Here is a 25,283-nt window from a genome sequence, read left to right as displayed (position 1 = left end):
CCGCGATTAGCGCGCCAAAGCTACGGCGCTGACCTCTTCCGCTACCCGCTCGGTAGCATCCGGAATCGAAGCGCCACGCGCTCGTTCCGCCATATCCATCAGGGTTTCCCGATCCCAACCGGCCAGGGTGGCCGCCACAGCATCCGCCGTGAACTCGGGTTGTTCGAGAATTTTCGCCGCGCCGGCTTTTTCCAGCGGCAGCGCATTCCAGTACTGCTGACGATCTTTGTGCTGGAACGGGACGAACAATGCCGGTAAACCTGCGGCGGCGATTTCGCTGACCGTCAGCGCGCCGGAACGACAAACAACCACATCGGCCCAGGCATAGGCTGCCGCCATATCATCAATAAACTCAGTCACTTTATGCTGCGGCTGACCGGCGGCGGCGTACGCCTGGCGCACGGTATCCATGCCGCCTTTCCCGCTCTGATGCCAGATAGTCACCGCATCGCCAAGCTTCGCGGCCACCTGCGGCATAGTCTGGTTCAGCACGCGCGCGCCCTGAGAGCCGCCAACCACCAGCACGCGAATCGGCCCCTGCCGGCCCACCAGACGCTGCCCTGGCAGCGGTAGCGCGAGAACATCGGTACGTACCGGATTACCCACGACATCTGCATGCGGGAAGGCGCCGGGAAACGCCTGCATCACTTTCTTCGCAATCTTTGCCAGCCATTTATTAGTCAGGCCGGCAATCCCGTTTTGTTCATGCAGCACCACAGGGATCCCGAGCGACCATGCCGCCAGGCCGCCAGGCCCGGAAACATAACCGCCCATGCCCAGCACCACATCCGGCTGGAAACGCTTCATGATCGCCCGCGCCTGCCGCCAGGCGTTGAAGATCCGCACCGGCGCTAACAGTTGCGCTTTTAGCCCTTTGCCACGCAGGCCGGAGATGCGGATAAAATCGATATCAATGCCGTGTTTCGGCACTAAATCCGCTTCCATACGATCGGCGGTGCCCAGCCAGCGAACCTGCCAGCCCTGGTCCATTAAATGGTGCGCGACCGCCAGCCCCGGGAACACGTGTCCGCCAGTGCCGCCCGCCATCACCATTAACCGCTTTTCCTGACCGCTCATCGAACACCCCGTGTAAACGCCTGCGCTTTCTCGAGGCGCGTTTCATAATCAATTCGCAATAAAAACATAATGGCCGTCGACATAATCAGCAGACTGGAACCACCATAACTAATCAATGGCAGGGTCAGACCTTTGGTCGGCAGCATCCCCGCCGCCGCCCCGACGTTAACCAACGCCTGGAAGCTAAACCACACGCCGATTGCGCATGCCAGGAAGCCGGAGAAGCGGTGGTCAATCTCCAGCGCTTTGCGACCAATCGACATGGCGCGAAAGGCGACGAAGAATACCATTAAAAGCGCGAGTACCACACCGATATAACCGAGTTCTTCGCCGATAATGGCGAAGATGAAGTCGGTGTGCGCTTCCGGTAAATACTCCAGTTTCTGCACCGAGTTGCCGAGGCCCTGTCCCCACATCTCGCCGCGACCAAAGGCCATCAGCGATTGGGTCAGCTGATAGCCGCTGCCAAACGGGTCTTCCCACGGGTTCCAGAAGGAAGTGACGCGGCGAATACGATACGGTTCGGCGAGGATCAGCAGCACCACCGCCGAGATCCCCATGCCGATAATGGCAATAAACTGCCAGAGCTTGGCGCCGGCCAGGAACAACATCGCCAGCGTGGTCACGAACAACACAACCACCGTACCGAGGTCAGGCTGCGCCAGCAGCAGAATCGCCAGTACGAAAATCACGCCCATCGGCTTTAAGAAGCCGCGCAGGTTGTTACGCACCTCATCCGCTTTACGCACCAGATAGTTGGCGATGTAGCAGAACAGCGACAGTTTGGTGAACTCCGCCGGCTGAATACGCAGCGGCCCGAGCGCGATCCAACGCGAGGCGCCGTTAACCGAGCTCCCCACCACCAGTACGATCAGCAGCATCACAATCGAGGCGATCAGCATCGCGGTACTGTGGCGCTGCCAGAACTCCATCGGCAGACGGAGCGTAATCATCGCCAGCGCGAAGGCCAGCACAATGTACAGACCATCACGCTTAGCAAACAGGAACGGATCGTTCGCCAGACGCTGTCCGACCGGCATTGATGCCGAGGTCACCATGATAAAACCGATCGCCGCCAGGCCGAAGGTCAGCCACAGCAGCATCCGGTCATACATGACCAGGCTATCGTTATCTTTCGGGCGCGAGCCCATCACCCAACCTTTCAGCGCGGCGAACAGCCAGGCAAAAATAAACATCCCCGGCAGTCGCGGCAGCTTCAACCGGGGCAGGCCCAGCTGTGGCATTTTCAGGCGTGGGAGAGAGAAACGCATCAACCTAACTCCTTCGCCAGACGGGTAAAGACATCACCCCGTTGTTCAAAGTTTTTAAACTGGTCCAGGCTCGCGCAGGCTGGCGACAGTAAGACCATATCGCCTGATTTGACCTGCGAAGCGATCTGCCGCATCGCCTGTTCCATGGTTTCGGTTTGCACCGCGATTTCCGGACGCAGCGCCGCCAGTTGAGCGCCGTCGCGGCCGAAGCAGTACAGACGAACGTTATCGCCGCCAAGATAGCGTTTCAGCGGCGTGAAGTCGGCGGATTTACCGTCGCCGCCCAACAGCAGATACAGCGTGCCGTCGAGATGCAGGCCGTTCAGCGCCGCCTCGGTACTGCCGACGTTGGTCGCCTTGGAGTCATTGATCCAACGCACGCCGTTATGCTCCAGCGCCAGCTGGAAACGGTGCGCCAGGCCGGTGAAGGTGGTCAGCGCCTTCAGGCTACTGGCGCGCGGCAAGCCCGCGGCATCCGCCAGCGCCAGCGCCGCCAGGGCATTGCTGTAGTTGTGCTGGCCGCTGATGGTCATTTCCTTCACGTTCAGCACTTTCTCACCCTTCACCCGCAGCCAGGTTTCGCCCTGCTGGCGGTTAAGGTGATAGTCGCCAACATCGACGCCGAAGCTGACGCAGCGTTCGTCAGCGCCGCGTACCGGCATGGTCAGCGCGTCATCGGCATTCACCACGCAGGTTTTAGCATTTTCATAGACCCGCAGTTTCGCCGCGCGATACTGCTGCAGCCCCAGCGGATAGCGGTCCATATGGTCCTCAGTCACGTTGAGGATGGTTGCCGCGACGGCTTTCAGGCTGGAGGTCGTCTCCAGCTGGAAGCTGGAAAGTTCAAGCACGTACAGTTCGCGCGCTGGATCCAGCAACATCAGCGCCGGCAGGCCGATATTGCCGCCAACGCCGACGTTCACGCCCGCCGCCTTCGCCATCTCACCCACCAGGGTAGTGACGGTGCTTTTTCCGTTAGAGCCGGTAATGGCGATAATCGGCGCCTGAGCCTCGCGGCAAAACAGCTCGATATCACCGACGATTTCCACGCCAGCGTCGGCCGCGGCGCTCAGTGAAGGGTGCGCAAGGGCAATCCCCGGGCTTGCGACAATCAGATCCGCCGCCAGCAGCCAATCGTCGTTAAGACCGCCCACGTGGCGCTCAACGGCTTCCGGCAGCTTATCAAGCCCGGCTGGGGCGACGCGGGTATCCATCACGCGCGGGGTTACGCCGCGCGCCATGAAAAAGTCCACGCATGACAGGCCGGTCATGCCCAGCCCAATAATGACGACTTTTTTACCCTGATAATCTGCCATGATTAACGTACCTTCAGCGTCGCCAGGCCAATCAGCACCAGCATCAGCGAAATAATCCAGAAGCGCACGATAACGCGCGGTTCCGGCCAGCCTTTCAGTTCATAGTGGTGGTGAATCGGCGCCATACGGAAGATGCGCTGGCCGCGCAGCTTGAACGAGCCGACCTGCAGGATAACCGACAGGGTTTCCACGACGAAAACGCCGCCCATAATCACCAGCAGGAATTCCTGGCGCAGCAGTACGGCGATAATGCCCAGCGCGCCGCCGAGCGCCAGTGAACCGACGTCACCCATAAAGACCTGCGCCGGGTAGGTGTTGAACCACAGGAAGCCCAGACCTGCGCCGACAATCGCCGTACAGACGATAACCAGCTCGCCGGTGTGACGCAGATAAGGAATGTGCAAATAGTTGGCGAAGTTCATGTTACCGGTAGCCCACGCCACCAGCGCAAAGCCGGCGGCGACGAAGACGGTCGGCATAATCGCCAGACCGTCGAGGCCGTCGGTCAGGTTGACCGCATTGCCGGTACCGACGATGACGAAGTAAGCCAGCAGAATGTAAAACAGTCCCAACTGCGGCATCACGTCCTTAAAGAATGGCACTACCAGCTCGGTCGCCGGGGTGTCTTTCCCCGCCAGATACAGCGCGAACGCTACGCCCAGCGCAATCACCGACATCCAGAAATACTTCCAGCGGGCAATCAGGCCCTTGGTGTCTTTGCGCACGACTTTACGGTAATCATCAACGAACCCGATGATGCCGTAGCCGATCAATACCGTCAGCACGCACCAGACGTACGGGTTGGACGGATAGGCCCACAGCAGGACGGAAACGGTAATCGCGGTGAGGATCATGATCCCGCCCATGGTTGGGGTACCGCGTTTGCTGAAGTGGGACTCCGGGCCGTCGTTACGAACGACCTGGCCGAAGGACAGTTTTTGCAGACGGGCGATCATGCGCGGGCCCATCCACAGAGAGATGAACAGCGCGGTCAGCAGGCTGACGATGGCGCGAAACGTCAGATAGGAAAAGACGTTAAAGCCGGAATAATATTTGACCAGATGTTCGGCCAGCCATACTAACATATCGCAATCTCCTGTAATGCGCGTACTACCTCTTCCATAGCGGCACTACGTGAACCCTTCACTAAAATGGTCATGATTTTATGCTCTGCCAGCAGCTCGCGCAGGCGAGCTACCACGGCGGCTTTATCGTTAAAATGTTCGCCCACGCCGCTGGCGCTGCTGATATCCGTGCTCAGGGAACCGACGCTGAGGACGCAATCCAGCCCCGCCGCTTTCGCCGCTTCGCCAACTTCGCGATGACAGGCCGCGCTTTCCGCGCCGAGCTCCGCCATATCGCCGACCACCATCGCCCGGAAGCCCGGCATTTCCGCCAGCACCTGTACCGCGGCGGTCATCGAACCGACGTTGGCGTTGTAGGAGTCATCCAGCAACAGCTGGTTTTCCGCCAGTTGAATCGGGAACAGACGTCCCGGCACCGCTTGCAGCTGCGCCAGCCCGGTTTTCACCGCGGCCAGATCGGCGCCGACCGCCATCGCCAGCGATGTTGCCGCCAGCGCGTTAGCGATGTTATGGCGCCCCGGCAGCGGCAGCAGTACGTCGATGTTGCCGAACGGGGTCTGCAGCGTAAATTCGGTACCATGACTGGTGATATGCACGTTGGTCGCCGTGAAGTCGCTGTTCGCCGCGTTCGGCGAGAAGCGCCACACTTTGCGATCGCCAATCACGCTCTGCCAGTTCAGCCAGTCGTTATTGTCGGCATTCAAAATCGCGATGCCGTTTTGCGGCAGACCGGTAAAGATTTCGCCCTTCGCCTTAGCCACGCCCGCCAGCGAGCCGAACCCTTCGAGGTGCGCGGCGGCGAGGTTGTTGACCAGCGCTGCTTCCGGACGCGTCAGGCTGACGGTCCAGGCGATTTCGCCCTGATGGTTGGCGCCGAGTTCAATCACCGCATACTGGTGATCTTTATTCAGACGCAGCAACGTCATCGGAACCCCGATATCGTTGTTCAGATTACCGGCGGTATACAGCGTGTTGCCGCACTGACTGAGGATCGCCGCGGTCATCTCTTTCACCGAGGTCTTACCGGACGAACCGGTGAGCGCAACGACGCGGGTCGGCACCTGCTGACGCACCCAGGCCGCTAACTCGCCGAAAGCCAGACGGGTATCTTTCACCACCACCTGCGGTAAATCGCAGGCCAGCGGGCGGCTAACCAGCAGCGCGCCTGCGCCCGCCGCTTTCGCTTGTTCGGCAAAATCATGCGCGTCGAATCGCTCGCCCTTCAGCGCCACAAACAGGCAACCTGCCGTGACTTTGCGGGTATCGGACGTCACGTCATCGATAGCGATATCGCTACCCTGCAGTTCGCCGCGGGCGATCTCGGCGAGCTGGCTTAATGTAAAGCGAATCATGCTACCGCTCCCAGCAGACGCGCAACGGTAACGCGGTCGGAATAATCCAGACGGCGGTTACCGACGATCTGATAGTCTTCGTGGCCTTTGCCCGCTACCAGCACAACGTCGTTCGCTTTCGCCTGCATCACCGCGCCGGTCACCGCTTCCGCGCGGCCTTCCATCACCTTCACCTGCCCGGCATCAAGCATGCCAGCCAGAATGTCATTGATAATCGCCCGCGGTTCTTCGGTACGTGGGTTATCGTCAGTCACGACCACGATATCGGCAAACTCTTCCGCGATAGCGCCCATCAGCGGGCGTTTACCTTTGTCGCGGTCGCCGCCGCAGCCGAAGACGCACCACAGCTTGCCGCTGCAGTGCAGACGCGCGGCCTGCAGCGCTTTTTCCAGCGCGTCAGGCGTATGGGCGTAATCAACCACCACGGTCGGTTTGCCCGGCGCGCTGAACACTTCCATACGGCCGCACACCGGCTGTAAACGCGAAGAGGTTTTCAGCAGATCCGCCAGCGGATAGCCCAGCGCCAGCAGCGTCGCCAGCGCCAGCAGCAGGTTGCTGACGTTAAAGGCGCCCATCAGGCGGCTTTCGATTTCGCCCTTGCCCCAGCTCGAGTCAAACTGAATGGTCGCGCCGCTGTCGTGATAGTTGACCGCGGTCGCCTTCAGCCAGCGGCCGTGGCAGTTCGGATTGATATGATCTTCCATCGACACCGCCACCGCATCCGGCAGTTTCGCCAGCCAGCGACGCCCGACTTCATCGTCAGCGTTAACAATGGCCTGGCCGCAATGGTGGGTGGAATAGAGCAGCCATTTCGCCGCTTCGTAATGTTCCATGTCGCCATGGTAGTCGAGGTGGTCACGGCTCAGGTTGGTAAACACCGAGGCGGCAAACTGCAGCGCCGCCACGCGATGCTGAACCAGCCCGTGAGAAGAGACTTCCATCGCGCCGAAAGTCGCCCCCTGCCCTACCAGGCCGGAAAGCACGTGCTGAACATCGACCGCAGAGCCGGTGGTGTTTTCGGTCGGCACCACTTTATCCAGCAAGCCATTACCGACGGTGCCCATCACCGCGCTGGTTTCGCCGAGCAGCTTTGCCCACTGCGCCAACAGCTGCGTAGTCGTGGTTTTACCGTTAGTACCGGTGACGCCCACCAGACGCATCTGCTGCGAAGGTTGTTGGTAAAAACGCCCGGCCAGCGCGGATAACCGCTCGTTCAGTTGGCTCAGGTAGATGACCGGCACGCCGTGCATCTCGCGAACTTCGCCGTCTGCGGCCTCGCCCTGCGCCTCAGCAATAATGGCAGCAACACCTTGCGCTATCGCCTGCGGGATATAACGACGCCCGTCCGCCTGATGACCCTGTACCGCGACAAAGAGGTCGCCGGACGCCGCCACGCGGCTGTCCAGCGTCATCTCTCGCAGAATTCGCTCCGGCGCATTTGGCACCCACGGAGCGAGAAGGTCGCGCAAATTACGATCTGCCACCTGTTCCCTCGCCTTGATTAATCACAAATTCACTTTTTTCGCCCGTTGCCAGCGCATCCGGTTCGACGTTCATGGTGCGCAATACGCCGCCCATGATGGCACCGAATACCGGCGCGGAAACGGCGCCACCGTAGTATTTACCTGCCTGCGGGTCGTTGATCACCACCACCAGCGCGAAACGCGGGTGGCTGGCGGGCGCAACGCCTGCGGTGTAAGCAATATATTTGTTGATGTAGCGGCCATCCGGTCCCACTTTTTTCGCCGTACCGGTTTTAATCGCGATGCGATAGCCTTTGATCGCCGCTTTCACGCCGCCGCCGCCGGGCAGCGCCACGCTTTCCATCATATGAACGACGGTACGAACCAGTGATTCCGGGAACACGCGCTCACCCGGAACCGGTGGATCAACTTTGGTAATCGACAGCGGGCGATAGATGCCGTAGCTGCCAATCGTTGCGTAGACTCGCGCTAACTGTAACGGAGTTACCATTAGCCCGTAGCCGAAAGAAAAGGTGGCCCTCTCTATGTCAGACCACCGTTGTTTTTGAGGATATAAGCCACTGCGTTCTCCGACCAACCCCAAATTGGTCGCCTTTCCAAGCCCAAAACGTGAGTAAGTATCTACTAACGCTGAGGACGGCATCGCTAACGCCAGCTTAGAAACGCCGACGTTACTCGACTTCTGTAGCACCCCGGTCAGGGTTAATTCGCTATAGCGCGCCACGTCTTTGATTTCGTGGCCGTTAATTCGATATGGAATGGTGTTCAGCACGGTATTTTCATTGACGATGCCGCGCTGCAGCGCCGTCATCACCACCATCGGTTTGACCGTTGAACCCGGTTCGAATACGTCGGTGATGGCGCGGTTACGCATGGTATCTTTGGACGTACCCGCGAAATTATTCGGGTTGTACGACGGGCTATTCGCCATCGCCAGCACTTCACCGGTGTTGACGTCGACCAAAACGGCGGTGCCTGATTCCGCTTTGTTGAACGCCACCGCATTATTCAGTTCGCGATAAACCAGCGCCTGCAGGCGCTCGTCGATGCTCAGCGCGAGGTTATGCGCCGCCTGGCTGTCGGTGGAAGAAATGTCTTCGATCACGCGACCATAGCGGTCTTTACGCACGATACGCTCGCCCGGCTGGCCGGTCAGCCACTTATCAAAGCTTTTCTCAACCCCTTCAATCCCCTGGCTATCGACGTTGGTGAAGCCAATGAGGTGAGCGGTTACTTCGCCTGACGGATAGTAACGGCGAGACTCCTCACGCAGATGAATCCCCGGCAGCTTCAGTTTTTTGATGTAGTCAGCCATGTCAGGGTTCACCTGACGCGCCAGATAGATAAAACGCATCCGCGGGTTGCTGTTGATGCGCGATGCCAGCTGGTCCAGCGGCATGTTCAGCGCATCGGATAACGCTTTCCAGCGGTTATCGAGCGTCACGCCTCCGGCATCATGCAACTCTTTCGGGTCGGCCCAGATGGCTTTTACCGGCACACTGACCGCCAGCGGGCGGCCGGAGCGGTCGGTAATCATGCCGCGCGCGGTTGACACTTCCTGCACACGCAGGGAACGCATATCTCCCTGACGCACCAGCATGTCCGGGCTCACCACCTGCAGCCACGCGACGCGGCCAAGCAGGAAGGCGAGAGCGATTAAAATACATCCGCACAGCAACGCAAAACGCCAACTAATAAAGTTGGCCTGTTCTTCCTGACGTTTTGCTTTTGGCGTTTTCGGCGCTGCTTTCATGCGTCGCAATAATCCTTATTTCTGTACCACTATATTTTCTTGTGATGGATCAACGTGTTGCATCTGCAACTTCTCTGTCGCGATCCGCTCAACCCGACTGTGATCGCCAAGGGCATTCTCTTCGAGGATCAGGTTGCGCCATTCAATATCCAGAGCGTCACGCTCCAGAACCAATTGTTCACGCTGCGCGGTTAACAGACGGGTATGGTGCGCCGTCGTCACCACGGTCACTGCCGTTATGATGATGCAAATGAACAGGCAGAGTGGCAGCTTCCCAAACCGCAGAAGATCGTCCCCGATAACGCCAGGCAAGGCATGGCGCTCGTTGCTTCCTAACGATCCTTTAACTTTGCTTAAGGCTACTGTCACTCTGCCGATCATGCGTTCGTCCTCTCTGCGATACGCAGCACTGAACTACGGGCGCGTGGATTCTCTGCCACCTCTTCTTCGCCCGGCATCAACTTGCCTAGTGCTCGCAACTGACGGCCGCCCAGTTTCCTGAGCTGCTCTTCAGTCATCGGGATCCCTGCTGGAACCTGCGGACCGCGGCTTTGCTCACGCATAAAGCGCTTCACAATGCGGTCTTCCAGCGAATGGAAACTGATAATCGACAGCCGACCGCCGGGGGCCAGCACGCCGAGCGAGCTTTTTAGCGCCTGCTCTATCTCCTCCAGTTCACTGTTCACCCAAATGCGCACCGCCTGGAAGGTACGGGTCGCGGGATGTTTGTGCTTATCTTTCACCGGCGTTGCCGCCGTGATAACTTCCGCCAGCTCTTTGGTACGGGTCATCGGCTCAATGCGGTTACGCTCAACGATCGCGCGCGCGATACGTTTACCGAAACGCTCCTCGCCAAAGGTTTTGATTACCCAGGCGATGTCGGCTTCTTCGGCGGTCTGTAACCATTCGGCGGCGGACTGACCGCGAGTCGGATCCATGCGCATGTCCAGCGGACCATCGCGCATAAAGGAGAACCCGCGTTCCGCGTCGTCCAACTGCGGTGAAGAAACGCCAAGGTCGAGAAGAATACCGTCGATCTTGCCGGTAAGATTGCGCTCGGCGACGTAGTCAGCCAGCTGCGAGAAAGGACCATGTACGATGGAAAAGCGTGGGTCATCGATGGTTTGCGCAACGGCAATAGCCGTCGGGTCGCGATCGATTGCCAGCAGGCGCCCTTCCGCCCCCAGTTGGGAGAGGATCAGACGCGAGTGACCACCGCGGCCAAAGGTTCCATCAATGTAGATACCATTTGGACGAATTTTCAGGCCGTTAACGGCTTCATCCAGAAGTACCGTAGTATGTTTAAAATTTTCCATCATTTTATAAAGACAAATCCTGCAGGCGCTCCGACAGTTCACCGGTAGCGGACTGCTCAGCGTCGATATCTTCCTTGACCCGTTGATACCAGGTCGTTTCATCCCACAGTTCAAATTTATTAAACTGTCCGACCAGCATCACTTCTTTTGTCAGCCCGGCATGTTGCCGCAGCACCGGCGCGATTAGCAATCGTCCGGCGCTATCCATCTGACATTCGCTGGCATGCCCCAAAAGCAGGCGCTGTACGCGCCGCTCAACGGGATTCATGCTCGACAAACGCGACAATTTTTGCTCGATGATTTCCCATTCAGGCAAAGGATAAAGCAGCAGGCACGGGTGATGAATGTCAATGGTGCATACCATTTGACCAGAAGCATCCTCGATCAGCCCGTCGCGGTAGCGCGTCGGTACGGCCAAACGGCCTTTACTGTCGAGATTGACTAACGTTGCTCCACGGAACATGCCAGCCTCACCCCTTTTCGCCACTTTACCCCACAAATTCCCACCTAAAGGAGTTTACGGAGCGGAGGAAAAGCTTGTCAAGCCAGCACTAATGCCAACGGAGCGCAAAAACCCATTATTTACAGCCGATATTAGCCCTGATGAATAAATCACCAACAAACGAGGCAAATTAACGTTATGAATACGTGTAAGAAAATAACCAACAAACCCGTAACAGTTAAAAACGACAAAATATCTTCAGCGGGAAAATATAAAGTGTCAGTTTGCGACGCGAGCGGCATTTTAGGTCATTCTGATGTCCGTTAACAGTGCCTGTTGTGGACGGAGAAGCACTTGTGCCGCGGCCTGACGCTCTCAGAGGCGGTGAAGGTGGGATAAAGCGATTGTTAATTCAGCAATTATTACGAAGAATGTAACAAAACAATTCAAATTAATGCCGCTGCGCTTTTTCTTGCACCATTTGGATACAAAAAAAGCCTGCTCCAGAATAAAACAAAATAAGGCGTAAAGAAGTTTAGGGATTTGTCTGAAAGCGAATAGATTTACGAATCTCTACGTAAATTGTATGGAATATCGCCAGATGCTGATCCATCTGGCGAATAACCTACGAAGAATCTTAACCTTTTTTCGCAAATGAATCAGCGACGATTCAGACTTCCGCGATGATAGAGGTTACGACGAATACGACTTAAGCCCGGTTTCGGCTTACGTGGTTCATCCAGGCTTGCCAGTACAATCTCTAAAACGCGCTCGGCAACGTCGCGATGACGCTGCGCGACCGCCAGCACCGGGCACTGCAGGAAGTCGAGCAGTTCGTTATCACCGAAGGTGGCGATGGCCAGCTCAGATGGCAGTTTGCCCTCACGGCGCAGCGTGACATCCATGACGCCCTGCAGCAGCGGGAAAGAGGTGGTGAACAGCAGTTGCGGCATCGGATGCGTTTCCAGCCACCGTTCAAACAGCTGGGCCGCGGCTTCGCGTTCATAGCTGTTGGCATAGAGGAAGTTCACCTCGCGCGGGTCGTCTTTCCAGGCTGAACGGAAACCCTGCTCACGCAGGAAGCTCACCGACAGCTCCGGCAGCGCTCCCAGATAGAGCACTCGGTCACCGGGGAATTTGCGCAGCTCGGCGGCAAGCATCTCGGCGTCGTCCTGATCGGCGCCGACGACGCTGGTAAAGTGTTCACGATCGAGCGCGCGGTCGAGCGCGACAATCGGGAAAGGATCGTTCGCCCAGCGCTGATAGAACGGGTGCTCCGGCGGCAGCGAGGTCGAAACGATAATTGCATCCACCTGACGCTGCAGCAGATGCTCAATACAGCGCATTTCGTTATCCGGCTGATCTTCCGAGCAGGCGATCAGCAACTGGTAGCCGCGCTGACGCGCCTGGCGCTCCAGATAGTTCGCAATACGGGTATAACTGGTATTTTCGAGATCCGGGATCACCAGACCGATTGAACGCGTGCGTCCTGCGCGCAGGCCAGCAGCGACCGCATTCGGGTGGTAGTTGTGCTCGCGCACCACCGCCATCACCTTCTCGACCGTTTTATCGCTGACGCGATACTGCTTCGCTTTGCCATTAATCACATAGCTCGCGGTGGTTCTTGAAACACCGGCCAGCCGGGCGATTTCATCCAGTTTCACAATTGCCCCTTGGGTAAGAAGTACAAAAAACAACCATTAAATAGACATACTCATTAGAGTATAGAGTTCCATTTTTATAACATCTAAACGCAGAATAGATAGCGCGGCAACCGCTTTCGTCCACAGTTCCTACGGAATTCGCAAAAAAATAACCCGACAGTTCGTGTCGGGCTGTTTTTACGTCAGTTTGTCAGGGGTTAGCGCATGATTTTATCGCCGCGCGACAGGCCGACTACTCCGGATCGCGCCACTTCAACAATGCGCGCGACATCGCGTAAAGAAGCCAGGAACGCATCCAGCTTATCGCTGGTTCCGGCCAACTGCACGGTATAAATAGATGGCGTGACGTCAATGATCTGCCCGCGGAAGATCTCGGTGTTGCGTTTCACCTCTTCGCGGCCATAACCGCTGGCTTGCACTTTCACCAGCATGATTTCACGTTCGACGTGGGAGCCCTGACCCAGTTCGCTGACCCGCAGCACGTCCACCAGCTTATGTAATTGCTTTTCAATCTGCTCAATGGCTTTTTCGTCGCCCACCGTCTGGATGGTCATGCGGGACAACGTCGGATCGTCGGTTGGCGCTACCGTCAGGCTTTCAATATTGTAGCCGCGCTGCGAAAAGAGGCCGATCACCCGGGATAACGCTCCCGATTCGTTCTCCAGTAATACAGATAATATCCGGCGCATAATCAGGTTCTCTCCGTTTTGCTCAACCACATTTCGTCCATGCCGCCGCCGCGGATCTGCATGGGATAAACATGCTCGCTACCATCAACCGTAACATCAACGAACACCAGACGATTATTACGCACCTGCTCCAGGGCTTCCGCCAGCTTCGCTTCCAGCTCTTGCGGCTCGCTGATACGAATACCAACGTGGCCATAAGCCTCGGCGACGCGAACGAAGTCCGGCAGCGATTCCATATAGGACTGCGAATGGCGGCCAGAATAGAGCATATCCTGCCACTGCTTTACCATTCCGAGGTAGCGGTTATTCAGGTTCAGCACCAGCACCGGCAGTTCATACTGCAGGGCGGTGGAAAGCTCCTGAATGTTCATCTGGATGCTGCCATCGCCGGTCACGCAGATAACGGTTTCTTGCGGTAGCGCCATCTTCACGCCCAGCGCCGCTGGCAGGCCAAAGCCCATCGTGCCGAGGCCGCCGGAGTTAATCCAACGCCGTGGTTTATCGAATGGATAATAGAGCGCGGCGAACATCTGATGCTGTCCAACGTCGGAAGTCACGTAAGCATCACCATTGGTCAGGCGCCAGATAGCCTCAATCACCGCCTGCGGTTTGATCTTGCCGCTTTGCGTGTCGTATTGCAGGCAGTGACGGGAACGCCACTGTTCGATCTGCTGCCACCAGTCGCGGATCTCATCCAGCGGTTGCTGGCTCTCTTCCTGCTCAAGCAGATCAAACATCTGGTCAAGTACCTGGCGCGCGTCGCCGACGATCGGCACATCTGCCGGGACGGTCTTGGAGATCGACGTGGGATCGATATCAATATGCAGCACCGTGGCGTTCGGGCAATACTTAGCCAAATTGTTGGTGGTACGATCGTCAAAGCGGACGCCGACTGCAAAAATAACGTCGGAATGATGCATGGTCATGTTGGCTTCATAGGTGCCATGCATCCCCAGCATGCCAAGCGCCTGCTGATGAGTCGCCGGAAAAGCGCCTAAGCCCATTAATGAAGAGACCACCGGTAGCTTCAGCTTTTCGACCAAGGTACGCAGCTGTGCTTCACACTGCGAATTGATTGCCCCGCCGCCAACGTATACGACCGGTTTTTTCGCCGCCACCAGCGTTTGCAACGCACGTTTGATCTGCCCTTTATGACCGCTGGTTGTCGGGTTATAGGAACGCATGCTGACCGCATCCGGCCAAACATAAGGCAGCTTTTTCGCCGGATTGAGAATATCCTTCGGCAAATCGACCACTACCGGCCCCGGTCGGCCGCTGGCCGCCAGCCAGAAGGCTTTCTTTAAAATCCCGGGGATATCTTCAGTCTGTTTCACCAGGAAGCTGTGTTTAACCACCGGGCGCGAGATACCGACCATATCGCACTCCTGGAAGGCATCGTAGCCAATCAGCGAGGTGGCGACCTGCCCGGAAAGAATGACCAGTGGAATAGAATCCATGTAAGCCGTGGCGATACCGGTAATAGCGTTAGTCGCTCCCGGGCCGGAGGTCACCAGCACCACCCCGACTTCGCCGGTTGCGCGCGCCAGTCCGTCGGCCATATGCACCGCCGCCTGCTCATGGCGGACCAGCACATGGTCAATGCCGCCGAGGGTATGTAATGCATCATAGATATCGAGGACCGCGCCTCCGGGATAGCCGAATACTTGCTTGACGCCCTGATCGACAAGCGATTGGACGACCATCTCGGCTCCTGACAACATCTCCATGGTTTGCCTCCAGGCTTATTGTTTTCACGACGGCGGAAGTCATTTTCCGCACGCGTCGTATGATGCGCCGTCAAGACAGCGCATTGAGGTGAACGACTTGCTGTGCATTAACATAACTGCTCGCCAACAGGCAGGCAATTCGCCTGAGAGCGTATAGCGCGCCTCTTAAAAGTAGAAAAGAAAGCATCTGGAGAAATATATGGAGGATTGCTTCAGGAATAACAAAATGAGATAGCCAATACTCGGGAGAAACGGCTTATGGCAGAAAATCATCCATTTTTCACCGTCGGGTTGCGAGAACCCGCGGTGATAAACAGAATAATATTCTGCTTTTTTAATGTTTACTCAGATAAGCTGGCGCTTTCGCCGCCGTTGGTCGATAACGTCGATTAGCGCTGACAGATATTCGCCAATAACTCTTCCATCCATTGATGGCCTTTATCGCGACCGGCCGCTTCGTGCCAGGAGAGGAAGCAGGTGCGGCTGTTGACCTTCAGCGGCAACGGTAAGATCTGCAAATCTAATTTATCAGCAAATTCATTGGCCAACCAACGTGGCGCTATTGCCACCATGTGGGTTTGCGACACCACGTTTAATACGCTAACCATGGCATTACCCTGATAAGCAATACAGGATTGTTTATCCACGGAGTCATACCACGGCTGGCTAAATGAAGCATAACGATCCAATGCGACGACCGCGTGCTCTTCCTGATAAATATCCGCTTCCGTTAGCGGCCCGGAAATACGCGGATGTTTACGGTTGGCCACCAGAACCATTTCATCTTTGAATAAAGGTATGCAGGCAAACTCCGGGCGACGGAACTCTTCATAACCGATAACGAATTCAATTTCCTGATAACGCAGCTGATGTTCGGTGTTTTGATGTAGCGCTGATTTAAAGACCAGATGAATATTTGGCGCGATTTCACCAACTTTATTAAATATTAGCGAGGTTAAGTAATTATCCAATGGGCTACAAACGCAGAGGTTAAATACGCGCTCACTGCTCAGCGGTTCAAAACCGGAACCCGGCAACTCATTTTGCACCAGTTGCAATGCCTGGCGTACTGAGCCGAACAGCTGATAGGCCCGCGCCGTTGGCTGAATGCCACGCCCATAGCGAACAAACAGTTCATCATTAAACATCACCTTGAGACGAGATACCGCGTTACTCACCGCCGGTTGGGACATGCCGAGAGTGTGGGCCGCACGGGTAATATTTTGTTCCTGCATCACCGCATCAAAGACGGTCAGCAGGTTGAGATCCACCATCCGCAGTTGTGGTTTGACGACTTCCTGTCCCGGGGCTGATTTATATTCAGTATTTTCAATTAACATATCTAACTCCACCGTCACGCTAAATTCCTTTTACCAAAGTGCAGTAATTAATTAAGACAATATCATTTATCATGCATATTAAATCTGCAAAAGGGCAAAATGGAATTTTAGGAATATATCAAGGTTATGAGTAGCGACGAAAAACCTCACTGGATATCACCGGAACCCGCCTAAAACATATCATTTACTTGATGATATAAAGTGTACCCATAGATCACAGGAATAAACAACACCACCAATAGTTAATTGCAATTTAAGTATTAATTAACTATCTATTTTTTACCTGATTAAAATTAACACTTCGTTATCCTTTCGAACGACTCAATGCGGCAGCGCATAAAGGTAAAAGGCATATAACACTTTATGTTTCATTACCTTATCAACCAGGCATCCCCCATTGACATTGAGTCCTTGAAGGAAAATTATTTTTTCTAATTGTTTTATTTTTCCAGCAGTCGATGAATGTCTCAAATAGGATCGTCGGCGAAATGAGGGATAATCCAGCACAATTAGCTAATTCATATGACGGGTTAAAAACAGTTTTTATCTTGCCTGGGGTTGACATCAAAACCGCTATCCAGTAACTCTAAAAGCATATCGATTTCAACTGGAGTATGACGCATGATTCGCACCACTCGCTTCACCAGCCTACTACTACTAAACGCATCCATTGTGCGCGGTAGGCTGTTGGGCGACGTTCAGCGTTAAGTCATCTTCCAGCAAGACACTAAACCCGCGCCATTGCGCGGGTTTTTTTATGCTCGAAGCAAGGCGCCAGGCAACAGATTAAGGATCTCAACCATGAGCCAGCAAGTCATTATTTTCGATACGACCTTACGTGATGGGGAACAAGCGTTACAGGCCAGCCTGAGCGTGAAAGAGAAGCTGCAGATCGCCATGGCCCTCGAACGTATGGGCGTCGATGTAATGGAAGTCGGTTTCCCGGTTTCTTCCCCGGGCGATTTTGAATCGGTACAGACCATCGCTCGCACCATCAAAAATAGCCGCGTTTGCGCTCTGGCGCGCTGCGTTGAGAAAGATATCGACGTGGCGGCGGAATCCTTAAAAGTGGCGGAAGCGTTCCGCATCCACACCTTCATCGCCACGTCTCCGATGCATATCGCCACCAAGCTGCGCAGCACGCTGGATGAAGTCATCGAACGCGCTATTTATATGGTGAAACGTGCGCGTAACTATACCGACGACGTGGAATTCTCCTGTGAAGACGCAGGCCGTACGCCGATCGACGATCTGGCTCGCGTCGTTGAAGCGGCTATCCGCGCCGGCGCCACGACCATTAATATCCCGGATACCGTCGGCTACACCATGCCATTCGAATACGCCAACATCATCAGCGGCCTGTATGAACGCGTACCAAACATTGATAAAGCAATTATTTCAGTCCACACCCATGATGATTTAGGTATCGCCGTCGGCAACGCCCTCGCCGCCGTCCACGCTGGCGCTCGTCAGGTAGAAGGCGCGATGAACGGTATCGGCGAACGCGCCGGTAACTGCGCGCTGGAAGAAGTCATCATGGCGATCAAGGTGCGCAAAGACATCATGAACGTGCACACCAACATCAATCACCATGAAATCTGGCGTACCAGCCAGACCGTCAGCCAAATCTGCAATATGCCGATCCCGGCTAACAAAGCTATCGTCGGTACCGGCGCCTTCGCCCACTCTTCCGGTATTCATCAGGATGGCGTGCTGAAGAACCGCGAAAACTACGAAATCATGACCCCGGAATCCATCGGCCTGAACCAGGTACAGCTGAACCTGACTTCACGCTCCGGTCGCGCGGCGGTGAAACACCGTATGGAAGAGATGGGCTACAAAGAGAGCGACTACAACCTGGATCATCTGTATGACGCGTTCCTGAAGCTGGCGGATAAAAAAGGCCAGGTCTTCGACTACGACCTGGAAGCGCTGGCATTTATCAATAAACAGCAGGAAGAGCCAGAGCATTTCCGTCTGGACTACTTCAGCGTCCAGTCTGGCTCCAGCGATATCGCTACCGCCTCTATCAAGCTGGCCTGCGGTGATGACATCAAAACCGAAGCCGCCAACGGCAACGGCCCGGTTGACGCTATCTACCAGGCAATTAACCGTGTGACAGACTACAACATCGACTTAGTGAAGTATGGCTTAAGCGCCAAAGGCCACGGCAAAGATGCGCTGGGTCAGGTGGATATTGTCGTGGAATACAACGGTCGCCGCTTCCACGGCGTCGGCCTGGCGACCGATATCGTCGAATCTTCAGCAAAAGCGATGGTACATGTGCTTAACAACATCTGGCGCGCCGCCGAAGTCGAAAAAGAATTGCAACGCCAGGCTCAGAATAAAGAGAACAACAAGGAAACCGTGTAATGTCGAAGAATTATCATATTGCCGTTTTGCCGGGTGATGGAATTGGCCCGGAAGTGATGAACCAGGCGATGAAAGTACTGGAAGCCGTTCGTAACCGTTTTTCAATGCGTATCACCACCAGCCAGTACGACGTGGGCGGCATCGCCATCGACCGTCAGGGCATGCCGCTGCCGCAAGCCACCGTTGATGGCTGCGAGCAGGCTGACGCGATTCTGTTCGGATCCGTCGGCGGGCCGAAGTGGGAACATCTGCCGCCGGCCGAACAGCCGGAGCGCGGCGCGCTGCTGCCGCTGCGTAAACACTTCAAATTATTCAGCAACCTGCGCCCGGCTAAACTGTATCAGGGGCTGGAAGCATTCTGCCCGCTGCGCGCCGATATCGCCGCCAATGGCTTCGACATTCTGTGCGTGCGCGAACTGACCGGCGGCATCTACTTCGGTCAGCCGAAAGGTCGTGAAGGCAGCGGCCAGCACGAAAAAGCCTTCGATACCGAGGTATACCATCGCTTTGAAATTGAGCGCATCGCGCGTATTGCCTTTGAATCGGCGCGCAAGCGTCGCCATAAAGTGACGTCAATCGATAAAGCCAACGTCCTGCAGTCTTCTATCCTGTGGCGCGAAATCGTCAACGAGATTGGCAAAGAGTATCCGGACGTCGAACTGGCGCATATGTATATCGATAATGCCACCATGCAGCTTATTAAAGATCCGTCGCAGTTCGATGTACTGCTGTGCTCCAACCTGTTTGGCGACATCCTGTCCGACGAGTGCGCGATGATCACCGGCTCTATGGGCATGTTGCCGTCCGCCAGCCTCAACGAGCAAGGTTTTGGCCTGTATGAACCAGCGGGCGGCTCGGCGCCGGACATCGCGGGCAAAAATATCGCCAACCCGATTGCACAAATCCTGTCGCTGGCGCTGCTGCTGCGCTACAGCCTGGATGCGGGCGACGCGGCGAGCGCCATTGAACGCGCTATCAACCGCGCATTAGAAGAAGGCATTCGTACCGGCGACTTAGCGCGCGGTACGGCGGCGGTCAGTACAGATGAAATGGGCGATATCATTGCCCGCTATGTCGCGGAAGGGGTGTAATCATGGCGAAGACGTTATACGAGAAATTATTTGATGCGCACGTGGTGTACGAAGCGCAGAACGAAACCCCGCTGCTGTATATCGACCGCCATCTGGTGCACGAAGTCACCTCTCCGCAGGCGTTTGACGGGCTGCGCGCCCATGGCCGCCAGGTGCGTCAGCCGGGTAAAACATTCGCCACCATGGATCACAACGTCTCGACGCAGACCAAAGATATCAACGCCTCCGGCGAAATGGCCCGCATCCAGATGCAGGAACTGATTAAGAACTGCAAAGAATTTGGCGTTGAGCTGTATGACTTAAATCACCCGTTCCAGGGCATCGTACACGTGATGGGCCCGGAACAGGGCGTCACCCTGCCGGGGATGACCATCGTGTGCGGCGATTCCCATACCGCGACCCATGGCGCATTCGGCGCGCTGGCATTCGGTATCGGCACCTCTGAAGTTGAACATGTGCTGGCGACTCAGACCCTGAAACAGGGGCGCGCGAAGACCATGAAAATCGAAGTCCGTGGCAAAGCGGCGCCGGGCATTACCGCGAAAGACATTGTGCTGGCAATCATTGGTAAAACCGGTAGCGCCGGCGGTACCGGCCATGTCGTCGAATTCTGCGGCGAAGCCATTCGCGATCTGAGCATGGAAGGCCGTATGACTCTGTGCAATATGGCAATCGAAATGGGCGCCAAAGCGGGTCTGGTCGCGCCTGACGAGACGACATTCAATTACGTGCAGGGCCGCCTGCACGCGCCGAAGGGCCAGGATTTCGCCGACGCGGTGGAATACTGGAAAACGCTGAAAACCGATGATGACGCCACCTTCGATACCGTGGTGACGCTGCAGGCGGAAGAGATTGCGCCGCAGGTCACCTGGGGCACCAATCCAGGCCAGGTCATCTCGGTTACCGATATTATCCCGGATCCGGCGTCGTTCAGCGATCCGGTCGAGCGCGCCAGCGCCGAAAAAGCGCTGGCCTATATGGGTCTGAAATCTGGCGTACCGTTGACCGAGGTCGCGATCGACAAAGTCTTTATCGGTTCCTGTACTAACTCGCGAATCGAAGATTTACGCGCGGCGGCGGAAATCGCCAAAGGACGTAAAGTGGCGCCGGGCGTACAGGCACTGGTCGTCCCCGGCTCCGGCCCGGTGAAAGCGCAGGCGGAAGCCGAAGGTTTGGATAAGATTTTCATCGACGCCGGTTTTGAGTGGCGCTTACCGGGCTGCTCCATGTGCCTGGCGATGAACAACGACCGCCTGAATCCCGGCGAACGTTGCGCCTCTACCAGCAACCGTAACTTTGAAGGCCGTCAAGGCCGCGGCGGACGCACCCATTTAGTCAGCCCGGCGATGGCCGCGGCAGCAGCGGTTACCGGCCATTTCGCCGATATCCGTAACTTGAAATAAGGAGACCATCATGGCAGAGAAATTTACCCAACATACTGGCCTGGTGGTTCCGCTGGATGCCGCAAACGTCGATACCGATGCGATCATTCCAAAGCAGTTCCTGCAGAAAGTGACGCGTACCGGCTTTGGCGCGCACCTGTTTAACGACTGGCGTTTCCTCGACGATCAGGGGCAGCAACCGAACCCGGAGTTCGTGCTGAACTTCCCGCAATATAAAGGGGCGTCTATCCTGCTGGCGCGTGAAAACTTCGGCTGCGGCTCCTCGCGCGAGCACGCGCCGTGGGCGTTGACCGATTACGGTTTCAAAGTGGTGATTGCGCCAAGCTTTGCCGATATCTTTTACGGCAACAGCTTTAATAACCAACTGCTGCCGGTGACGCTCAGCGATGAGCAGGTGGACGAGCTGTTCAAGCTGGTACAGGCGAACCCGGGCATCAGCTTTGAAGTAGACCTTGAAGCGCAGGTGGTTAAAGCCGGGGATAAAACCTACAGCTTTAAAATCGACGACTTCCGCCGCCACTGTATGCTCAACGGCCTGGATAGCATCGGCCTGACGCTGCAGCATGAAGAGGCGATTTCCGCCTACGAACGCCAACAGCCCGCCTTTATGAACTAATCTTCAAGCCCGGTGAACAAGCCGGGCTTTCTCTTTTTGCCCCTCTCAGGCGCATATTAATACGTATAATTAATAGATAATTTTATCCTTCCCATCCCTCATCGTGCATTTATACTGGCGTTAGTGGGCTATTTTTGTATATATCCACAATGACAAGTAAATAATCTGCGGAAGTATTTAAAACAAACCGAGTAATATGTGAATTAACGGTTAACTCCATAGAAAACCCCTATAGCTCAGCGCAAAAAAAAGCATTATTTTTCCCCTCCCCGGCTCGTTATCTTTCCAGACAGAGAAATATTAACTTTAGATACGCCACGCCGCCTACATCACCTCGTGGGCCGCCGGGCGTTCTTGTGGAGAGCCTAAATGAGCCACTACCCTCACCTATTCAGCCCGCTGACCATCAACGGGATGACCATAAAAAACCGTATTATTATGCCGCCGATGGGCACCAATATGGCTACCCTCAACGGCGAGGTCTCGCAGGAACAGCTTGAATACTACGAGCTGCGGGCGAAAGGCGGCACCGGGCTCATTACTGTGGAAAATATCTGCATCGATTTTCCCTTCGCCTCCAATGGTACAACGCAGTTACGCATCGATAACGATCAATATATCCCACGCCTGTTTAAATTAACCGAAACCCTTCATAAACACGGCGCTTGCGTAGCGATTCAGCTGAACCACGCGGGAGCTTCGGCTTATGCTTATCGCCTGAATGGGCAGACGCCGTTATCCGCTTCCAGCACGCCGTCGAAAAAGCACGGTAATATTCCGCGGCCAATGACCCATGAGGAAATTTATCACGCGGTGGACAAATTCGGCGACGCCGCGGAGCGCGTGCGCCGCGCCGGATTTGACTGTGTAGAAATTCATGGCGGCCATTCCTATTTAATTAGCCAGTTTTTGTCACCGTTATTTAATAAACGTACCGACGAATTTGGCGGCAGTATCGAAAACCGCACCCGCATATTAAGCCTGATTATCGATAAGGTTCGCGCCTGCGTCGGGCCGCGTTTCCCAATCAGCCTGCGCATCAGCGCCGACGATTTCTTAAAGGGCGGCAACACGCTGGAAGATTCGCTGCGCATCCTCGAACTGTGCCAGGACAAAGTCGACATCATTAACGTCTCTGCCGCGCAGAACGATAACCTGAACCTGCAAATCGACCAGATGTCGCTGGAAGACGGCTGGAAGCGCTACCTCTCTCGCGCGGTACGCGACAAATTCCATAAGCCGACGGTCATCGCCGGCAACATTCGTTCGCCAAAAATCGCCGAAGATATCCTCGCTACCGGCGATGCCGATCTGATCGCCATTGGTCGTGGGTTGATTGCCGAGCCAGAATGGGTGCAGAAAGTACAAAGCGGCAATGAGCGTCTGATGCGCAAATGCATCTCCTGCAATATCGGCTGTGCGGATCACCGTATCGCCCGCTCTCGCCCGCTGCGCTGCTCGATCAATCCGGACATTATCCACGGCGACGCTTACAAGCAGCAGCGTGTCTCACGAGAAACCAACGTCGTAGTGATCGGCGCCGGCACGGCCGGAATGGAAGCCGCCTGTACCGCCGCGGAAGTCGGCTGCAACACCTGGCTGCTGGAAGAGAAAAGCCACGTCGGCGGCCTGGCCAGCACCATTGCGCTGCTGCCGGAGAAAAAACGGATCGCTGATTTCCCGCAGTTTATGAAAAACCGCCTTTCCGGGCTAAGCAATCTGATGCTGCAGGTCGGTAAACGCGCCGATGTCGCTTCAGTCGCCGCGCTGCATCCACAGCTCATCGTCAATGCCACCGGCTCGGTTCCTCTGCTGCCACCTATCGACGGCCTGCGCGAGAACATTGACGCCGAAGGTGGTCGCCTGTTCTCGATAACCGGAATGATAAACAATCTGGACACCTTTGCCGATGCCGCAGGTAAACGCATCGTGGTGGTTGGCGGCGGCGCCGTCGGCCTGGACGTCATTGAATACTTCTCCGCGCGCGGCGCTGAGACGGTGCTAATTGAAATGCAAGACGCGCCGGGACAGGACCTCGACATTATTACCAAAAACGCGATGTTGACCATGCTGGAAGAACACCAGGTGGAACAACACATGCGGACCCGATTAACCGCCGTAGCGCCAGACCATTTCACCGTGAGTACCGCCAGCGGCACGTTCGATATTCCCTTCGACTACGGCTTTGTCTGCCTGGGAATGCGCGCCAACCGTGCTGGTCTCGACGACATCGCCCAGTGGGCCGCCGCCAACAACGTAAAAATCATGAATATCGGCGACAGCCTGTCGGCCCGGCGAATTATCGACGGCGTGCGCGAAGGCCGCAACGTGCTGGAGATACTCGAAGACATGGGCGTACTCGGCAATCGCGAAGCGCAACAGATTCCATTTTTAACATATTGAGGATATTTATCATGGCAGAACGTCTTACCGGTCATACCGAACTGATTGGCTTAATCGCTACCCCGATTCGTCATAGCATGTCGCCGACCATGCACAACGAAGCCTTTGCCCATCTTGGCCTGGATTACGCCTACCTGGCGTTCGAAGTCGATAACCAGGAGCTAAAAGATGTCGTGCAGGGTTTCCGCGCGCTGAAGCTGCGCGGTTACAACGTCTCAATGCCGAATAAAACCGAAATTTGCCAGTATCTCGATAAGCTCTCGCCGGCGGCGCAGCTGGTCGGCGCGGTCAATACCGTGGTCAACGATAATGGCGTGTTAACCGGCCACATTACCGACGGCACCGGCTATATGCGCGCGCTGTCGGAGGCTGGTATCGATATCATCGGCAAAAAGATGACCATCCTCGGCGCAGGCGGCGCGGCTACCGCCATCAGCGTACAGGCCGCGCTCGACGGCGTGAAGGCCATCTCGATCTTCAACCGCAAAGACAAGTTCTTCGCCAATGCCGAGCAGACCGTGGCCAAGATCCGCGATAACACCGACTGCGAGATCCACCTTTTCGATCTCGACGATCATGCCAAGCTGCGCGCCGAAATCGACAGCAGCGTGATTCTCACCAACGCCACCGGCGTCGGTATGAAGCCTTTCGAAGGCCAAATGCTGCTGCCAAACGACAGCTTCCTGCGCCCGGATCTGATTGTCTCCGACGTCGTCTATAACCCGCGTAAAACCTATCTGCTGGAAGTGGCGGAGAAAAAAGGCTGCCGGCCCCTCAACGGCCTGGGAATGATGCTGTGGCAAGGCGCGCGCGCGTTCGAAATCTGGACGGGCAAAGAGATGCCGGTTGAATACGTCAAGAGCATTCTGTTCTAAGAGGCC

General features: G+C 55.9%; 21 protein-coding genes. 7 read left to right on the top strand and 14 right to left on the bottom strand.

Annotated elements, in window-relative coordinates:
- Positions 1–6: 6 nt before the first annotated feature.
- The 14 genes from murG to leuO all read right to left on the bottom strand — a co-directional run bounded on the left by murG (position 7) and on the right by leuO (position 16,534).
- Positions 7–1,077 carry an undecaprenyldiphospho-muramoylpentapeptide beta-N-acetylglucosaminyltransferase gene (gene murG, locus ABLV08_RS09540; RefSeq protein WP_015368246.1) on the bottom strand — a complete coding sequence of 357 codons (1,071 nt, stop codon included), beginning with the start codon at positions 1,075–1,077 and terminating at the stop codon, positions 7–9.
- Positions 1,074–2,348, bottom strand: a complete 1,275-nt coding sequence (gene ftsW / locus ABLV08_RS09535; RefSeq protein WP_015368247.1) for a cell division protein FtsW — start codon at positions 2,346–2,348, stop codon at positions 1,074–1,076. The genes murG and ftsW overlap by 4 nt, the downstream gene beginning before the upstream one ends.
- Positions 2,348–3,664 (bottom strand): UDP-N-acetylmuramoyl-L-alanine--D-glutamate ligase, encoded by a 1,317-nt coding sequence (gene murD, locus ABLV08_RS09530; RefSeq protein WP_015704401.1) that lies wholly within the window; start codon positions 3,662–3,664, stop codon positions 2,348–2,350. Before murD ends, ftsW begins: the two co-directional genes overlap by 1 nt.
- Positions 3,665–3,666: 2 nt before the next feature.
- Positions 3,667–4,749, bottom strand: a complete 1,083-nt coding sequence (gene mraY / locus ABLV08_RS09525) for a phospho-N-acetylmuramoyl-pentapeptide-transferase (RefSeq protein WP_348855782.1) — start codon at positions 4,747–4,749, stop codon at positions 3,667–3,669.
- Positions 4,743–6,101 (bottom strand): UDP-N-acetylmuramoyl-tripeptide--D-alanyl-D-alanine ligase, encoded by a 1,359-nt coding sequence (murF, locus tag ABLV08_RS09520; protein WP_348855781.1) that lies wholly within the window; start codon positions 6,099–6,101, stop codon positions 4,743–4,745. The genes mraY and murF overlap by 7 nt, the downstream gene beginning before the upstream one ends.
- Positions 6,098–7,585 carry a UDP-N-acetylmuramoyl-L-alanyl-D-glutamate--2,6-diaminopimelate ligase gene (murE, locus tag ABLV08_RS09515; protein ID WP_015368250.1) on the bottom strand — a complete coding sequence of 496 codons (1,488 nt, stop codon included), beginning with the start codon at positions 7,583–7,585 and terminating at the stop codon, positions 6,098–6,100. The genes murF and murE overlap by 4 nt, the downstream gene beginning before the upstream one ends.
- A complete protein-coding gene (locus tag ABLV08_RS09510; RefSeq protein ID WP_348855780.1) occupies positions 7,572–9,338 on the bottom strand; it encodes a peptidoglycan glycosyltransferase FtsI in 1,767 nt (588 codons plus the stop codon). Before ABLV08_RS09510 ends, murE begins: the two co-directional genes overlap by 14 nt.
- A 15-nt stretch (positions 9,339–9,353) precedes the next feature.
- Complete coding sequence (ftsL, locus tag ABLV08_RS09505) at positions 9,354–9,719, bottom strand: cell division protein FtsL (protein ID WP_015704398.1); 366 nt, start codon at positions 9,717–9,719, stop codon at positions 9,354–9,356.
- Positions 9,716–10,657, bottom strand: coding sequence for a 16S rRNA (cytosine(1402)-N(4))-methyltransferase RsmH (gene rsmH / locus ABLV08_RS09500; protein WP_348855779.1), 942 nt, complete (start codon positions 10,655–10,657; stop codon positions 9,716–9,718). Before rsmH ends, ftsL begins: the two co-directional genes overlap by 4 nt.
- A gap of 1 nt (position 10,658) precedes the next feature.
- The gene (gene mraZ / locus ABLV08_RS09495; protein WP_015368255.1) at positions 10,659–11,117 is read right to left on the bottom strand and encodes a division/cell wall cluster transcriptional repressor MraZ; all 459 of its coding nucleotides are present in this window, start codon (positions 11,115–11,117) and stop codon (positions 10,659–10,661) included.
- Positions 11,118–11,755: 638 nt separating this feature from the next.
- Positions 11,756–12,760 carry a catabolite repressor/activator gene (cra, locus tag ABLV08_RS09490; RefSeq protein WP_015704397.1) on the bottom strand — a complete coding sequence of 335 codons (1,005 nt, stop codon included), beginning with the start codon at positions 12,758–12,760 and terminating at the stop codon, positions 11,756–11,758.
- Positions 12,761–12,957: 197 nt separating this feature from the next.
- Positions 12,958–13,449, bottom strand: coding sequence for an acetolactate synthase small subunit (ilvN, locus tag ABLV08_RS09485; RefSeq protein ID WP_015368257.1), 492 nt, complete (start codon positions 13,447–13,449; stop codon positions 12,958–12,960).
- A 2-nt stretch (positions 13,450–13,451) separates the two neighbouring features.
- Positions 13,452–15,176 carry an acetolactate synthase 3 large subunit gene (gene ilvI / locus ABLV08_RS09480; protein ID WP_032706640.1) on the bottom strand — a complete coding sequence of 575 codons (1,725 nt, stop codon included), beginning with the start codon at positions 15,174–15,176 and terminating at the stop codon, positions 13,452–13,454.
- Positions 15,177–15,565: 389 nt separating this feature from the next.
- On the bottom strand, positions 15,566–16,534 hold the full coding sequence (leuO, locus tag ABLV08_RS09475; RefSeq protein ID WP_015704394.1) for a transcriptional regulator LeuO: 969 nt from the start codon (positions 16,532–16,534) through the stop codon (positions 15,566–15,568).
- A gap of 603 nt (positions 16,535–17,137) precedes the next feature.
- On the opposite strand from leuO, the gene leuL reads away from it, so the two are divergent.
- The 7 genes from leuL (at position 17,138) to ABLV08_RS09440 (ending at position 25,277) form a co-directional block, all read left to right on the top strand.
- Positions 17,138–17,224: a leu operon leader peptide gene (leuL, locus tag ABLV08_RS09470; protein ID WP_020079614.1), complete on the top strand. Its 87-nt coding sequence runs from the start codon at positions 17,138–17,140 to the stop codon at positions 17,222–17,224.
- Positions 17,225–17,317: 93 nt separating this feature from the next.
- The gene (gene leuA / locus ABLV08_RS09465) at positions 17,318–18,889 is read left to right on the top strand and encodes a 2-isopropylmalate synthase (RefSeq protein ID WP_015368261.1); all 1,572 of its coding nucleotides are present in this window, start codon (positions 17,318–17,320) and stop codon (positions 18,887–18,889) included.
- Entirely contained in the window at positions 18,889–19,980 is a 1,092-nt protein-coding gene (gene leuB, locus ABLV08_RS09460; protein ID WP_015368262.1) for a 3-isopropylmalate dehydrogenase, read from the top strand. The genes leuA and leuB overlap by 1 nt, the downstream gene beginning before the upstream one ends.
- A gap of 2 nt (positions 19,981–19,982) precedes the next feature.
- A complete protein-coding gene (leuC, locus tag ABLV08_RS09455; protein ID WP_015368263.1) occupies positions 19,983–21,383 on the top strand; it encodes a 3-isopropylmalate dehydratase large subunit in 1,401 nt (466 codons plus the stop codon).
- 10 nt (positions 21,384–21,393) lie between these two features.
- Positions 21,394–21,999, top strand: a complete 606-nt coding sequence (leuD, locus tag ABLV08_RS09450) for a 3-isopropylmalate dehydratase small subunit (protein ID WP_015704393.1) — start codon at positions 21,394–21,396, stop codon at positions 21,997–21,999.
- A 369-nt stretch (positions 22,000–22,368) separates the two neighbouring features.
- Complete coding sequence (locus ABLV08_RS09445) at positions 22,369–24,402, top strand: FAD-dependent oxidoreductase (protein WP_116289592.1); 2,034 nt, start codon at positions 22,369–22,371, stop codon at positions 24,400–24,402.
- Between the two features lie 11 nt (positions 24,403–24,413).
- Positions 24,414–25,277 (top strand): shikimate dehydrogenase, encoded by an 864-nt coding sequence (locus ABLV08_RS09440; protein WP_348855778.1) that lies wholly within the window; start codon positions 24,414–24,416, stop codon positions 25,275–25,277.
- Positions 25,278–25,283 lie beyond the last annotated feature (6 nt).

The sequence above is a fragment of the Klebsiella sp. CN_Kp088 genome (assembly GCF_040064335.1).
GTDB classification, from domain to species: domain Bacteria; phylum Pseudomonadota; class Gammaproteobacteria; order Enterobacterales; family Enterobacteriaceae; genus Klebsiella; species Klebsiella aerogenes.
The sequence above is the reverse complement of the archived record's forward strand: the minus strand, read 5'-3'. Positions and strand labels throughout refer to the sequence as shown.